The sequence below is a fragment of the Streptosporangium sp. NBC_01810 genome (genome assembly GCF_035917355.1).
In the GTDB taxonomy this organism is placed as follows: domain Bacteria; phylum Actinomycetota; class Actinomycetes; order Streptosporangiales; family Streptosporangiaceae; genus Streptosporangium.
This window is the reverse complement of the sequence record NZ_CP109070.1, coordinates 3,815,455-3,831,583: the sequence shown is the minus strand read 5'-3', so window position 1 is coordinate 3,831,583 and position 16,129 is coordinate 3,815,455. Positions and strand designations below refer to the sequence as shown.

Genomic DNA, 16,129 nt, shown 5'->3' with positions numbered 1-16,129 from the left:
GAGGGCCGCCCCGATGCCGGAAGACCGCAAGCTCGTTGAATATCTCAAGTCGGTCGCCGCTGATTTGCGTGAGACCCGTCGGCGACTCCAAGAGGTTGAGTCGGGCAGGCATGATCCGATTGCGATTGTGTCGATGGCGTGCCGCTTTCCGGGTGATGTCAACTCTCCTGAAGACTTGTGGCGGTTGGTGGCCGAGGGCGGTGATGGGATCGGTGAGTTCCCGACGTCGCGTGGCTGGGATCTTGGGATGGTGTACAACCCGGATCGGGAGCGCCGGGGCACCAGCTATGTGCGTGAAGGTGGCTTCCTGCACGAGGCCGGGGAGTTCGACCCCGGGTTCTTCGGGATCTCGCCGAATGAGGCTTTGGCGATGGACCCGCAGCAGCGGCTGCTGCTTGAGGTGTCGTGGGAGGCGATCGAGCGGGCCGGGATTGACCCGGTCTCGCTGCGTGGCAGCCACACGGGCGTGTTCGCCGGTGTCATCTACCACGACTACGGTCCGAGTGCCGAGTTCCCACTGGAAGTGAGGAGCTTCGTCAGCACCGGGACCGCCGGAAGCATCGCCACCGGGCGTATCGCCTACGCGCTGGGCTTGGAGGGCCCTGCGGTCACGGTGGACACCGCCTGTTCTTCCTCTCTGGTGGCGTTGCATCTGGCGGCGCAGGCGCTGCGCTCGGGCGAGTGCGGTCTGGCCCTCGCGGGAGGCGTGACCGTGATGGCCACGCCCGGAATGTTCATTGACTTCAGCGCCCAGGGCGGGCTCGCGGCCGACGGACGATGCAAGGCGTTCGCCGACGCGGCGGACGGCACGAACTGGTCCGAAGGCATAGGCATGTTGGTGCTGGAGCGGTTGTCGGACGCCCGCCGCAATGGCCACCAGATCCTGGCCGTCCTGCGCGGCTCGGCGGTGAACCAGGACGGTGCGTCCAACGGGTTGACCGCGCCGAACGGCCCTTCTCAGCAGCGGGTGATCCGCCAGGCCCTGGCCGGTGCGGGCCTGACCCCCGCGAACGTGGACGTGGTCGAGGCGCACGGCACGGGGACGACGCTGGGTGACCCGATCGAGGCGCAGGCCCTGCTGGCGACGTACGGGCAGGACCGACCGGAGGACCGGCCGCTGCTGCTCGGCTCGGTGAAGTCGAACATCGGTCACACCCAGGCCGCCGCCGGTGTGGCCGGTGTGATCAAGATGGTCATGGCGATGCGACACGGGGTGCTGCCCAGGACGCTGCACGTGGACGAGCCGTCCTCGCACGTGGACTGGTCGGTGGGCGCGGTGGAGCTGCTGACCGAGGCCAGGCCCTGGCCTCAGGTGGATCGGCCGTGGCGGGCCGGGGTGTCGTCGTTCGGTTTCAGCGGCACCAACGCGCACGTCATCATCGAACAAGGCCCGGGAGCCCCTGACGCTGAGCCGGGTGCGGAGGAGCGGGCGCCGTCAGATGCGGCCGCGGGTGTGGTGCCGGTGCTGGTCTCGGGCCGTACGGCGGGGGCACTCCGAGCGCAGGCCGGGCGAATGATGTCGTTCCTGGACGGTGAGCCTGGTCTGGGGCTGGCCGATGCCGCGTTCTCGCTGGCGACGACGCGGTCGGCGTTCGAGCATCGGGCCGTGGTGCTGGCCGATGGCCGTGAGGGTGTGCTGGCGGGGCTGGGTGCGCTGGCCGAGGACCTGCCGGGTGCGGGTGTGGTACGCGGGGTGGCCGGGGCGGAGCCGCAGCTCGCGTTCCTGTTCACCGGTCAGGGGAGTCAGCGGGCGGGGATGGGCCGGGAGCTGTATGCGCGGTTCCCGGTGTTCGCGGCGGCGTTGGACGAGGTGATCGGCGAGCTGGACCCGATGCTTGACGGGTCGGTGCGTGAGGTGCTGTTCGCCGAGCCGGGCAGTGCGCAGGCCGGGTTGCTCGACCAGACCGGCTGGGCGCAGCCGGCGTTGTTCGCGGTGGAGACGGCGCTGTTCCGGCTGGTCGAGTCATGGGGCGTGGTGCCGGAGGTGCTGGCCGGTCATTCGATCGGGGAGATCACCGCGGCGCACGTGGCCGGGGTGCTGTCGCTGGCCGATGCGTGTGCGTTGGTGGCGGGCCGGGCGCGGTTGATGCAGGCGCTCCCCGCGGGTGGGGCGATGGTGGCGGTGCAGGCCTCGGAGGAGGAGGTCGCCGCCCTGCTGGCCGGGCGGGAGAAGGAGGTGTCGGTCGCGGCGGTGAACGGCCCGGCCTCGGTGGTGATCGCCGGGGCTGAGCAGCCGGTCCTCGACATCGCCGCCGCCCTGGAGGAGCGGGGCATCAGAACGAAGCGGTTGCGGGTGTCGCACGCCTTCCATTCGCCGCTGATGGACCCGATGCTGGAGGACTTCCGCACCCTGGCCCGGACGCTGACCTACAGCCCGCCGGAAATTCCGGTGGTCTCGAACCTGACCGGGGAACCCGCCACCGACGAGCAGCTGTGCTCGCCGGACTACTGGGTGGACCAGGTCCGCGGCACGGTCCGCTTCGCCGACGGCGTCCGCACGCTGCACCACCAGGGCGTACGGGCCTACCTGGAGCTCGGCCCCGACGGCGTGCTGACCGCGATGGCCGCCGGCACCCTCGCCGCCGACGCGGATGTGCACGAGTCGGATGCCGTGCTCGTGCCGGTACTGCGTAAGGACCGCGACGAGCAGACGGCATCCATGACGGCGCTGGCCGAGCTGCACGTGCACGGGGTGCCGGTCGACTGGCAGGCGGTGCTCCCGCGCGGACGCCGGGTCGACCTGCCCACCTACCCGTTCCAGCACGAGTTGTACTGGCCCCGCGAACGGCGAATGGGTGACGCTCGAAACCTGGGGCTGGCCGCGGCAGGGCATCCTTTGCTGGGCGCCGCTGTGGCGCTCGCCGCCTCAGACGGCGTACTGCTGACCGGCCAGCTGTCGTTGCGGTCGCAAGCGTGGCTGGCCGATCACGTCGTGGGCGGGAGAGTGCTGTTTCCCGGCACCGCGTTCCTGGAGCTGGCCATCCGGGCCGGCGACCAGGTCGGCTGCGACCTGGTGGAGGAGCTCACCCTGGCGGCGCCGCTCGTACTGGGCGAAACCGACGCCGTCGCGGTGCAGGTGTGGGTGGGCGCGGAGGAGTCGGGCAGACGCGACCTGAGCATCTATACCCGGCCGGCTGAGGCCACCGACGACGAGCCGTGGGCACGGCACGCGGTCGGCGTCCTTGCCGTCGGCGGTCAGACCGCCGAGCGCCTCGATACCGAGGTCTGGCCGCCGCAGGGCGCGTCCGCGATCGAGCTGGACGGGCTGTACAACCAGCTCGCTGAGGGCGGGCTGAGCTACGGGCCGCTGTTTCAGGGCTTGCGGGCGGCCTGGCGGCGTGATGATGAGATCTTCGCCGAGGTGAGCCTGCCGAGTCAGCTCGAGTCGGACGCCGGTTCGTTCGGCGTGCACCCGGCCCTGCTGGACGCGGCGTTGCACGTGGTGACGTTCGCGGGGCTGGACGATGCCGAGGGCGGCCGGTTGCCGTTCTCCTGGGGTGAGGTGTGTCTGCACGCCGGTGGCGCGCCGGCGCTGCGGGTCCGACTGGCCAGGACCGAGGGCGATGCCGTCTCGCTGGTGGTGGCCGATGTAGCGGGTGAACCGGTGCTGACGGCGCGGTCACTCGTACTGCGCCCGATCACGGCGGCCACCGGCGAAGGCGGCCGTAAGGGCGAGCGGGACTCCCTGTTCAGGCTGGAGTGGACGGCGTTGCCGTCGGCACGGGTGGCGCCGACGGCAGACTCCTCGCCGCCGACGGTGGCGGTGGTCGGCATCGACACGTTCGACCTCGCGGATCCATCGGTGTTCGGGGATACGGGCCAGGCACCGGGTGTCGTGGTGACCGAACTGGTCTCCGACCAGGTCGGTGCGGTGGTGGACGCGACACACGAGCTGAACGCGCGCGTTCTGGCCGTGCTGCAGCAGTGGCTGGCCGATGAGCGGTATCGCGATTCACGGTTGGTGTTCGTGACGCGGGGTGCGGTCGCGGCCGGAGACGGTGAAGTGGTGTCGGATCTGCCGGCCGCTGCGGCCTGCGGACTGGTGCGCAGTGCCCAGTCGGAGAATCCGGGCCGGTTCGTGCTGGTCGACGTGGATGAACACCAGGCGTCGCTGCCGGCCTTGCCGGGGATGCTGCCCGCGGTGCTGGCTTCGGGCGAGCCGCAGGTGGCGGTGCGTGACGGTGGAGTGCAGGTGCCGCGGTTGGCGTCGCTGGCGTCGGGGGCGGGTCTGCTGCCTCCGTCCGGTACGGGGTGGCAGCTGGGCAGCCGGGCCAAGGGCACCCTGGACGCGTTGGAGCTGCTCCCCTCTTCGGGGATGGCCGAGCCGCTGGAGGCCGGGCAGGTACGGATGGCGGTGCGTGCCGCGGGGGTGAACTTCCGGGATCTGCTGGACGGGCTGAACGCGCTGGGCTGGTTCCAGGACAAGGTCGGCCTGATGGGCAGTGAGGCCGCCGGCGTGGTGCTGGAGGTCGGCCCCGAGGTCGACGACCTGCGCCCGGGCGACTGGGTGGTCGGTCTGACCGAGGGCGCGTTCGGCCCGGTGGTGGTCACCGGCGCCGGCGGGTTGACCAAGATCCCTGACGGGGTCTCCTTCGAGCAGGCCGCGACGATTCCGGTGGTGTTCCTGACGGCCTGCTACGGGCTGATGGACCTGGCCGGGTTGCGGGAGGGCGAGCGGCTGCTGGTGCACGCCGGCACCGGCGGTGTGGGCATGGCGGCGATCCAGCTGGCCCAGCGGCTGGGGGTGGAGGTGTTCGCCACGGCGCATCCGGCCAAGTGGGAGGTGCTGCGTTCGCTGGGCATCCCGGACGATCACATCGCCTCCTCCCGGAGCCTGGAGTTCGAGGAGCGGTTCCGGGAGGTGTGCGGTGAGCGGGGGATCGATGTGGTCCTCAACTCGCTGACCGGGCAGCTCATCGACGCCTCGGCGCGGCTGCTGCGTCCGGGCGGCCGGTTCATTGAGATGGGCAAGCTGGACATCCGTGAGCAGGTCCAGTTCCCGGAACTGGTGTACCGGTGGTTCGATCTGATGGACGCCGGGCCTGAGCGGCTGCGGCAGATCCTGGCCGAGTTGATGGAGCTGTTCGCGGCCGGTGAGTTGCGGCCGTTGCCGGTCACGGTGTGGGATGTGCGGCGGAGCCGGGATGCCTTCCGGTTCATGGGCCAGGCCCGGCACATCGGCAAGATCGTGCTGACCATGCCCCGGCTGTGGAACCCGGAGGGCACGGTGCTGATCACCGGCGGCACCGGTGGTCTGGGCGCGCTGTTCGCGCGGCACGTGGTGGCCGAGCGTGGGGTGCGGCATCTGCTGCTGGCCGGCCGCCGGGGCCTGGACGCGCCGGGCGCGGTGGAGTTGCGGGCCGAGCTGATCGCGCACGGGGTCGAGGTCACGGTCGCCGCCTGTGATGTGACCGATCGTGATGCGGTGGCGGCCCTGCTGGCCGGGGTGGACGCCGAGCACCCGCTGACCGCGGTGATCCACACCGCGGGTGTGCTGGACGACGGGACGATCCCGTCGCTGACGCCGGAGCGGCTGGACACCGTGCTGCGGCCGAAGGTCGACGCCGCCTGGCATCTGCACGAGCTCACTCGTGACGAGGACCTGGCCGACTTCATCATGTTCTCGTCGGTGGCAGGCGTGCTCGGAGCTCCAGGTCAGGGCAACTACGCCGCGGCCAACTCGTTCCTCGACGCGCTGGTCCAGCAGCGCCGGGCCATGGGGTTGCCCGGGGTGTCGCTCGTCTGGGGTGCGTGGGCTCAGGACAGCGGGATGACCGGCACCTTGGGCGATGGCGACATGGAGCGGTTGGCCCGTGCCGGTACGCCGCCACTCGCACCGGAACAGGGCATCGCCTTGTTCGAGGCGGCGATCCGTTCCAGCGAACCGGTCGTGGCCCCGGTCCGGCTGGATATGCCGGTGCTGCGCGCACAGGGCGAGATTCCGCCGCTGCTGCGCAAGCTGGTACGCGGAAGGCGCCGGTCTGCCGTCGGGAAGTCGGCGACGGCCAGCACGCTGCTTCAGCGGCTGGCTCCGCTCGCGGCGGCCGAGCGCGCCGAGGTCCTGGTGGACCTGGTGCGTACCGAGGTGGCCATGGTGCTGGGGCATCTCTCACCGGAGACGGTGGAGGTGCAGCGGGAGTTCCGCGAGCTGGGATTCGACTCGTTGACCTCGGTGGAGTTGCGCAACCGGCTGAACGGTACGACCGGGCTGCGGTTGCCGGCCACGCTGGTGTTCGACTACCCGACGCCGGCCATGCTGGCGGAGTTCCTGCTGGCCGAGCTGCTCGGCGAGTACGCCGATGTGGTGGTTCCCGGCGAGGTCCGGCCGGTGGCCGACGACCCCATCGTGATCGTGGGCATGGCGTGCCGCTATCCGGGCGGGGTCACCTCCCCGGAGGACCTGTGGCGGCTGGTCACCGAGGGCGCGGACGCGATCTCGCCGTTCCCCACCACGCGAGGTTGGGATCCGGCGGCCTTCTACAACCCGGATCGGGAGAATCGCGGGACCAGCTATGTGCGTGAGGGCGGGTTCCTGCACGAGGCCGGGGAGTTCGACCCGGGGTTCTTCGGCATCTCGCCGCATGAGGCGTTGGCGATGGATCCGCAGCAGCGGCTGCTGCTGGAGACGTCATGGGAGGCGATCGAGCGGGTCGGGATCGACCCGGTCTCGTTGCGGGGTAGCCGTACCGGGGTGTTCGCCGGGGTCATGTACCACGACTACGCGACCAGTGTGTCGTTCCCGCCGGAGGTGATGGGGTTCGTCGGTACCGGTACTGCCGGAAGTGTGGCGACCGGCCGCCTGTCCTACACCTTCGGGTTGGAGGGTCCGGCGGTGACGGTGGACACGGCGTGTTCGTCGTCGCTGGTGGCGATGCATCTGGCCGCGCAGGCGCTGCGCGGAGGTGACTGCTCGCTGGCGTTGGCCGGCGGTGTGACGGTGATGGCGAACCCGGGGCCGTTCATCGATTTCAGTGCGCAGGGCGGGTTGTCCGGTGATGGCCGCTGCAAGTCCTATTCGGATGCGGCCGACGGGGTGAACTGGTCCGAGGGCGTGGGCATGCTGGTGCTGGAGCGGCTGTCGGACGCGCGCCGCAACGGCCATGAGGTGCTGGCGGTGGTGCGTGGGTCGGCGGTGAACCAGGACGGTGCGTCCAACGGTCTGACCGCGCCGAACGGTCCCTCGCAGCAGCGGGTGATCCGCCAGGCGCTGGCCGGGGCAGGACTGTCTTTCGCGGATGTCGACGTGGTGGAGGGGCACGGGACCGGTACGACGCTGGGTGACCCGATCGAGGCGCAGGCGCTGCTGGCCACCTACGGCCAGGACCGCGACGAGGATCGACCGCTGCTGCTGGGGTCGATCAAGTCGAACATCGGTCACGCGCAGGCCGCGGCGGGTGTGGCCGGTGTGATCAAGATGGTCATGGCGATGCGGCACGGGGTGCTGCCCCGGACGCTGCACGTGGACGCGCCGTCGTCGCATGTGGACTGGTCGGCGGGTGCGGTGGAGCTGCTGACCGAGCCGGCTGAGTGGCCGGAGGCCGATCGTCCGCGCCGGGCGGGGGTGTCGTCGTTCGGGATCAGCGGCACCAATGCCCACGTGATCTTGGAGCAGGGGCCGCAGGCGGTGGAACCGGAGGCCGGTGAGCCTGCCGGCCCGGCCGCTGGTGTGGTGCCGTGGGTGGTGTCGGCGAAGACCTCTGAGGCGTTGCGCGAGCAGGCGCGCCGTCTGGGCGCGCAGGTGGAGGCGGCCGGCGAACTGGGCCTGGTGGATGTGGGGTCGTCGCTGGTGTCGTCGCGGTCGGTGTTCGAGCACCGGGCCGTGGTCATCGGCGGCGGCCATGAGGAGCTGCTGGCGGGGCTGGGCGCGGTCGCCTCGGGTGAGTCCACGGCGGGTGTGGTTCAGGGTGTGGCCGATGTCGTGGGGAAGTCGGTGTGGGTGTTCCCTGGTCAGGGGGCGCAGTGGGTGGGGATGGGTGCGGCGCTGCTGGAGGAGTCGGCGGTGTTCGCGGCTCGGATGGCGGAGTGTGCGGCGGCGTTGCAGCCGTTCGTGGAGTGGTCGTTGCTGGATGTGGTCCGGCAGACCGAGGGTGCTCCGGGGCTGGATCGGGTGGATGTGGTGCAGCCGGCCTCGTTCGCGGTGATGGTGTCGTTGGCGGCGGTGTGGGAGTCGCTGGGGGTTCGTCCGGATGCGGTGGTGGGGCATTCGCAGGGGGAGATCGCGGCGGCGGTGGTGGCGGGTGGTCTGTCGTTGTCGGATGGTGCGCGGGTGGTGGCGTTGCGCAGCCGGTTGATCGCCGAGCGGTTGGCCGGGCTGGGGGCGATGGCGTCGGTGGCGTTGCCGGTCGAGCGGGTACGCGAGTACGTGGCGGCTTGGGACGGGCGGGTCTCGGTGGCGGCGGTGAACGGTCCGAACTCGGTGGTGGTGGCCGGTGAGGTCGCTGCGGTGGAGGAGCTGGTCGAGCGCCTTGCCGCTGAGAATGTGCGGGTGCGGCGGATCGCGGTGGACTATGCCTCGCATTCGGCGCAGGTGGATCTGATCGGGGAGGAGTTGGCCGGGGTTCTGGCGGGGGTGGCGCCGGGGCCGGTGCGGGTGCCGATGCTGTCGACGGTGACGGGTCAGTGGGTGGAGGGTGCGGAGCTGGGGGCCGGGTATTGGTGTGAGAATCTGCGGCGTACGGTGGGCTTCGCTCCGGCGGTGGGGGTGTTGCTGGAGCAGCGGTATCGGGTGTTCGTGGAGGTGAGCCCGCATCCGGTGCTGACGGTCGGGGTCCAGGAATGCGTGGATGCGGCCGAGGTGGAGGCCGTGATCGCCGGGACGTTGCGGCGTGAGGACGGCGGGCTGGATCGGGTGCTGGTCTCGGCGGCCGAGCTGTTCGTCCGTGGGGTGGCGGTGGACTGGCGGCAGGTGCTGCCGGGCGGGCGCCTCGTCGACCTGCCGACCTACGCCTTCCAGCACCAGTGGTATTGGCCCGCGAGGGCGGGTTCCCAGGTTGGGAATGTGGCCGCGGCGGGGTTGGCGGTGGCGGGTCATCCGCTGCTGGGCGCCGCCGTGGGCCTGGCCGATTCCAATGGGGTGCTGCTGACCGGCCGCGTGTCGCTCTCGTCGCATCCGTGGCTGGCCGATCACGCGGTGGCCGGGACGGTGATCTTCCCGGGTACCGGGTTCCTGGAGCTGGCGGTGCGGGCGGGTGACCAGGTCGGCTGCGATGTGGTGGAGGAGCTGACGCTGACCGCGCCGCTGGTGCTGGGCGAGACCGACGCCGTCGCGGTGCAGGTGTGGGTGGGCGCCGCGGAGGAGACGGGCCACCGGAGCGTGAACATCTACGCCCGGTCGGCCGAGGCCGCCGATGACGTGCCGTGGGTGCGGCACGCCACCGGCACGCTGGCCGTCGGCACTCCGGCCACCGGTGCTCCCAATGCCGAGCCGTTCGACGCGGCGGTGTGGCCTCCGCAGGGTGCGACCACGATCGGGCTGGAGGGGTTGTACGAGGGACTGGCCGCGGGCGGTTTCGCCTACGGCCCGGTGTTCCGGGGGCTGCGGGCGGCCTGGCGCGGCGCCGACGGTGAGGTGTTCGCCGAGGTCGCGCTGCCCGAGCAGGCGCAGTCGAGCGCGGGCGCGTTCGGGGTGCACCCGGCTCTGCTGGACGCGGCGCTGCACGCGGTGACCTTCGTCGGGCTGGAGCCGGTGGAGGGTGGCCGGTTGCCGTTCTCCTGGGGGCGGATGAGCCTGCAGGCCACCGGGGCGGCGATGCTGCGCGTGCGACTGTTCCGGACGGGCGACGACGCTGTGTCGCTGACGGCGGTGGACGCCGCCGGGGAGCCGGTGCTGTCGGCGCGTTCGCTGGTGCTGCGCCCGTTCAGCCCTGAGCAGCTCGCCGCCGGTGGTGGTGGTCAGGTGACGGAGCGGGATGGGCTGTTCCGGCTGGATTGGACCGTGCTTTCCGAGGTTCCGGTGGCTGGTCCGGTGCCGGTGGCGGTGGTCGGTTTCTCGGGGTTCGAGCCGGATGCCTTGGGGTTTGCGGCGGTGTGGGGGGCGGCCGGGCAGTCGGTGATGGTTCATCGGGATCTGTCGGTGTTGGGCGAGGCGGGGCCGGTGCCGGAGGTGGTGCTGGCCGAGGTCGCGGCCGGGTCGGCCGGGGATGCGGTGGTCTCGGCGCATGAGGTGACGGCCGGGGTGCTGGGTCTGTTGCAGGGGTGGCTGGCCGATGAGCGGTGTGCTGGTTCGCGGCTGGTGGTGGTGACGCGGGGTGCGGTGTCCGCGGGTGAGGGTGAGTCGGTGGCGGATCTGGGTGCGGCCGGGGTGTGGGGGTTGGTGCGTAGCGCGCAGTCGGAGAATCCGGGCCGGTTCGTGCTGGTCGACGTGGACGGGCAGGAGTCCTCGCTGTCGGCATTGCCGGGGATTCTGGCCGGTCTGCCGGCTTCGGGTGAGCCGCAGGTGGCGGTGCGTGACGGTGGGGTGCGGGTGCCGCGGTTGGCGTCGCTGGTGTCGGGGGCGGGTCTGCTGCCGCCGGCCGGTGAGGTGGCGTGGCGGTTGGGCAGCCGGGCCAAGGGCAGTCTGGAGGCGCTGGAGTTGCTCGCGTTCCCGCAGGTGGCCGAGCCGCTGGGAGCGGGGCAGGTGCGGGTGGCGGTGCGTGCGGCGGGGGTGAACTTCCGGGATCTGCTGGATGGGTTGAACGCGCTGGGCTGGTTCCAGGACAAGGTCGGGCTGATGGGTGGTGAGGCCGCCGGGGTGGTGCTGGAGGTCGGTCCGGAGGTCGACGACCTGCGTCCGGGCGACCGGGTGGTCGGTCTGACCGAGGGTGGCTTCGGCCCGGTGGTGATCACCGGTGCCGGTGGGGTGACCAAGATTCCTGACGGGGTCTCGTTCGAGCAGGCCGCGACGATTCCGGTGGCGTTCCTGACGACCTACTACGGGCTGATGGACCTGGCCGGGTTGCGGGAGGGCGAGCGACTGCTGGTGCACGCCGGCACCGGCGGGACCGGGATGGCGGCGATCCAGCTGGCCCAGCGCCTGGGGGTGGAGGTGTTCGCCACGGCCAGCCCGGCCAAGTGGGACGTGCTGCGTTCGCTGGGCATCCCCGATGATCACATCGCCTCGTCGCGGAGCCTGGAGTTCGAGCAGCAGTTCTCCCAGGTGTGCGGAGATCAGGGCATCGATGTGGTGCTCAACTCGCTGACCGGGGAGTACATCGACGCCTCGGCGCGGCTGCTGCGTCCGGGCGGCCGGTTCATTGAGATGGGCAAGCTGGACATCCGTGACCAGGAGCGGTTCCCCGGGCTGGTGTATCACTGGTTCGACGTGCTGGATGCCGGGCCTGAGCGGTTGCGGCAGATCCTGGCCGAGTTGATGGAGCTGTTCGCGGCCGGTGAGTTGCGGCCGTTGCCGTTCACGGCGTGGGATGTGCGCCGGGGCCGGGATGCCTTCCGGTTCATGAGTCAGGCCCGGCACACCGGCAAGATCGTGCTGACCATGCCCCGGGTTTGGAACCCGGAGGGCACCGTCCTGATCACCGGTGGCACCGGTGGTCTGGGTGCGGAGCTGGCCCGGCATCTGGTGGCCGAGCGTGGGATGCGGCATCTGCTGCTGGCCAGCCGCCGGGGGTTGGACGCGCCGGGCGCGGTGGAGTTGCAGGCCGAGCTGATCGCGCACGGCGTCGAGGTCACCGTCGCCGCCTGCGACATGGCCGACCGGGATGCGGTGGCCGGCCTGCTGGCCGGGGTCGACACCGAGCATCCGCTGACCGCGGTGATCCACACGGCCGGGCTCCTCGATGACGGGACGATCGCCTCGCTGACGCCGGAGCGGCTGGACGCGGTGCTGCGGCCGAAGGTCGACGCGGCCTGGCATCTGCACGAGCTCACCGCAGATCTTGATCTGGCCGGGTTCGTGGTGTTCTCCTCACTGGCCGGGCTGATGGGCAACGCGGGGCAGGGCAACTACGCGGCGGCCAACGCCTGGCTGGACGCGCTGATGGCGCGGCGGCAGGCACAGGGGTTGCCGGGGTTGTCGCTGGCCTGGGGTTTGTGGGCGCAGGCCACCGGGATGACCGGGGACATGTCGCAGGCCGACGTGCAGCGGATGACCGCCGCCGGGCTGCCGCCGATCACCACCGAACAGGGACTGGCGCTGCTCGACGCCGCCCTCGACTCGGACTCACCGCTGGTGGTCCCGGTACGGCTGAACCTGCCGGCAATGCCCGCTCAGCAGGTCCCGCCGCTGCTGCGCGGTCTGGTGCGGGGCACCCGCCGTACGGCGGCGTCGGTGTCCGCCCCCGGCGAGGGTGCGCTGTTGCGGCAGTTGGCCGGGCTGACGCAGGCCGAGCGGGACCGGTTCGTGGTCGATCTGGTCCGCACTCAGGCCGCCGCCGTCCTCGGGCACCCCTCGCTGGAGGCGGTGCAGGTTCGCCGGGAGTTCCGCGAGCTGGGCTTCGACTCGCTGACCGCGATCGAGCTGCGCAACCGGCTCAACGCCGCCACCGGGCTGCGCCTGCCCTCCACCCTCATCTTCGACTACCCCACCCCCACCGCACTCGGCGAGTACCTGCTGAGCGAGGTGCTCGGCGCGCACGGCGACGCCATCCTGCCGGTGGCCGCGGTCTCGGTCGGGGACGACCCGATCGCCATCGTCTCGATGGCCTGCCGCTACCCCGGAGGGGTGAACTCCCCGGAGGATCTGTGGCGGCTGGTCATCGAGGGGCAGGACGCCATCACCCCGCTGCCGACCGACCGAGGCTGGCAGGTCCATGGCGACCTCGACCTGAAGGGCGGGTTCGTCTTCGACGCGCCCGAGTTCGACTCGGAGTTCTTCAGGATCTCGCCGCGTGAGGCGCTGGCGATGGACCCGCAGCAGCGGCTGCTGCTGGAGGCCGCCTGGGAGGTCCTCGAAGGCGCCGGCATCGATCCGGACTCGTTGCGAGGCAGCGACACCGGCGTGTTCATCGGCTCCGTCGGCTCGGGCTACATGCCCGGGGAGGAGTCTCGCGGTCACATCATGACCGGGCAGCTGGCCAGCGTGGCCTCCGGCCGGATCTCGTACACCCTGGGCCTGGAGGGTCCGGCGGTGACGGTGGACACCGCGTGCTCGTCGTCGCTGGTGACCATCCACATGGCGGCTCAGGCCCTGCGTAACGGGGAGTGCTCGCTCGCGGTGGCCGGCGGCGTCACCGTCATATCGACCCTCGCGGCGTTCGGGGAACTCGGTGAGCAGGGCGGGCTGGCGCCGGATGCCCGGTGCAAGGCGTTCTCCGACGCGGCGGACGGCATCGGATGGTCCGAGGGTGTCGGCCTGGTGATGCTGGAGCGGCTGTCGGACGCGCGGCGCAACGGCCACCAGGTGCTCGCGCTCGTTCGCGGGTCGGCGATCAACCAGGATGGCGCGTCCAACGGGTTGACCGCGCCGAACGGCCCCTCGCAGCGGCGGGTGATCCGCAAGGCACTGGCCGTCGCCGGGCTGTCCCCTGCTGAGGTGGACGCGGTCGAGGCGCACGGCACCGGCACCACGCTGGGTGACCCGATCGAGGCGCAGGCCCTGCTGGCCACGTACGGCAAGGACCGGCCGGAGGACCGGCCGCTGTTGCTGGGTTCGGTGAAGTCGAACATCGGTCACACCCAGGCCGCCGCGGGTGTGGCCGGTGTGATCAAGATGGTCATGGCTCTCCGGCATGACATCCTGCCCAGGACGCTGCACGTGGACGAGCCGTCGTCGCACGTGGACTGGGCCTCGGGCGCGGTGGAGCTGCTGACCGAGCCGACCGAGTGGCCGCGGACCGGTCGTCCGCGCCGGGCGGGTGTGTCGTCGTTCGGGATCAGCGGCACCAACGCACACATGATCCTGGAGCAGGGGCCGGAGGTCGTGGAACCGGCGGCCGATGAGCCTGCCGGTCCGGCAGGCGGTGTGCTGCCCTGGGTGATCTCGGCCCGTACGGCTGACGCGGTGCGGGCACAGGCCGGGCGATTGACGGCGCATGTGCAGGCCCGGGGCGAGCTGGGGCCGGCGGATGTGGGCTTCTCACTGGTGTCGTCGCGGTCGGTGTTCGAGCACCGGGCCGTGGTGGTCGGCGGGGATCGCGAGGGTCTGCTGGCGGGGTTGGCCGTGATCGGCTCGGACGAGTCGGCGCCCGGTGTGGTCCAGGGTGCGGCGGATGTCGAGGGCAGGACGGTTTTCGTGTTCCCTGGTCAGGGAGCGCAGTGGGTGGGGATGGGGGCCGCTCTGCTGGAGGAGTCGGCGGTGTTCGCGGCTCGGATGGCGGAGTGTGCGGCGGCGCTGCAGCCGTTCGTGGACTGGTCGTTGCTGGACGTGGTCCGGCAGACCGAGGGTGCTCCGGGGCTGGATCGGGTGGATGTGGTGCAGCCGGCCTCGTTCGCGGTGATGGTGTCGTTGGCGGCGGTGTGGGAGTCGCTGGGGGTTCGCCCGGACGCGGTGGTGGGGCATTCGCAGGGCGAGATCGCGGCGGCGGTGGTGGCGGGTGGTCTGTCGCTGTCGGACGGTGCGCGGGTGGTGGCGTTGCGCAGCCGGTTGATCGGGGAGCGGCTGTCCGGGCACGGGATGATGCTGTCGGTGATGGCGCCGGTGGAGCAGGTGCGCGCGGCGCTGGCCGAGGGTGATCTGCTGGATCGGATCTCGATCGCCGCGGTCAACGGGCCCCGGGTGGTCACCGTCGCCGGCGACGGGGAGGCCATGCGGGTGCTGGAGCGGCGGTTGTCGGCCGAGGGCATCATGCGCTGGCAGTTGGCCGGTGCGGACTTCGCCGCGCATTCGCCTCAGGTCGAGCGGTTCCGTGACGATCTGCTGGTGGACCTGGCGGAGGTGGCGCCGCGTGCGGCGCGGGTGCCGATGCTGTCGACCGCGACCGGGCAATGGCTCGACGGCACGGAGCTGGACGCCGGCTACTGGTACGAGAACGTGCGGCGCACGGTGGAGTTCGCGCCGGCCGTGGGGCTGTTGCTGGAGGAGCGGTATCGGGCGTTCATCGAGGTCGGTCCGCACCCGTTGCTGACGTTGGGGATCGAGCAGGCGGTGGACGAGGCGGGGGTCACCGCGGTGGTCGCCGGGACGTTGCGCCGTGACGAAGGCGGGCTGGACCGGGTACTGGTCTCGGCGGCCGAGCTGTTCGTCCGCGGTGTGGCGGTGGACTGGCAGGCGGTGCTGGGAGGGGGCCGCCAGGTCGACCTGCCCACCTACGCCTTCCAGCACCGGCGTTACTGGCCGAGCGGAGTGCGGATCGCCGATGCCCGAGGGCTTGGCCTCGCCGCGGCGGGGCATCCGCTGCTGGGCGCCGCTGTCGGGCTCGCCGACTCCGACGGCGCACTGCTCACCGGCCTGATGTCGGTGCGCCTGCACCCCTGGCTCGCCGATCACGCGGTGGCCGACACGGCGCTGTTCGCCGGCACCGGGTTCCTGGAGCTGGCGATCCGGGCGGCGGATCAGGTCGGCTGCGACCGGGTGGAGGAGCTCACCCTGGCCGCCCCGCTGGTGCTCGCCCCGGACGGCGCCGTCGCCGTCCAGGTGGTGGTGAGCGCATCCGACGAGACAGGCCGCAGGAATCTCGCGATCTACGCGCGGCTCGCCGACGCGCCGGACCAGCCCTGGGTGCGGCACGCGGCCGGAGTGCTGGGGGTCGGAGCGCGTACGGCGCGGTTCGACACGGCCACCTGGCCGCCCGTGGGCGCGACGCCCATCGCATTGGACGGGCTGTACGACGACCTGGCCGAGGGGGGCGTGGTCTACGGGCCCACCTTCAAGGGGTTGCGGGCGGCCTGGCAGCGTGACGGGGAGATCTTCGCCGAGGTCGAGGTGCCCGAGGAGGTCGGCGGCGCCGGCCTGTTCGGCCTGCACCCCGCACTGCTGGACGCGGCGTTGCAGCCGGCCTCGTTCATGAATTTGACGGAGCCGGGCCAGGGGCGGCTGCTGTTCTCCTGGGGCGGCGTCTGCCTGCACGCCAATGGCGCTTCGGCGTTGCGGGTGCGGCTGGTCAAGACCGGAAGCGGTTCGGTGTCGCTGGCGGCGGTGGACGCCGAGGGCGCGCCGGTGCTGACGGCGGAGTCGCTGGTGTTCCGGCCGGTGTCCGCGGACCAGATGCTCGCCTCTGGCGGCCAGGGGCTGGAGCGGGACGCGTTGTTCGCGCTGGAG

1 protein-coding gene and 1 pseudogene (1 of these 2 cut by a window edge) are annotated in these 16,129 nt (G+C 71.6%); both read left to right on the top strand.

Going from position 1 to position 16,129, the window contains the following annotated elements; translation table 11 throughout:
* Positions 1–13: 13 nt before the first annotated feature.
* A pseudogene (locus OIE13_RS36725) lies at positions 14–91 on the top strand (polyketide synthase docking domain-containing protein); the annotation flags it as partial.
* Between the two features lie 42 nt (positions 92–133).
* Positions 134–16,129 carry the start of an SDR family NAD(P)-dependent oxidoreductase gene (locus OIE13_RS16655; RefSeq protein WP_442816069.1) on the top strand. It continues 34,578 nt past the right edge of the window, so the window shows 15,996 of its 50,574 coding nt (coding positions 1–15,996); it begins with the start codon at positions 134–136; the stop codon falls past the right edge of the window.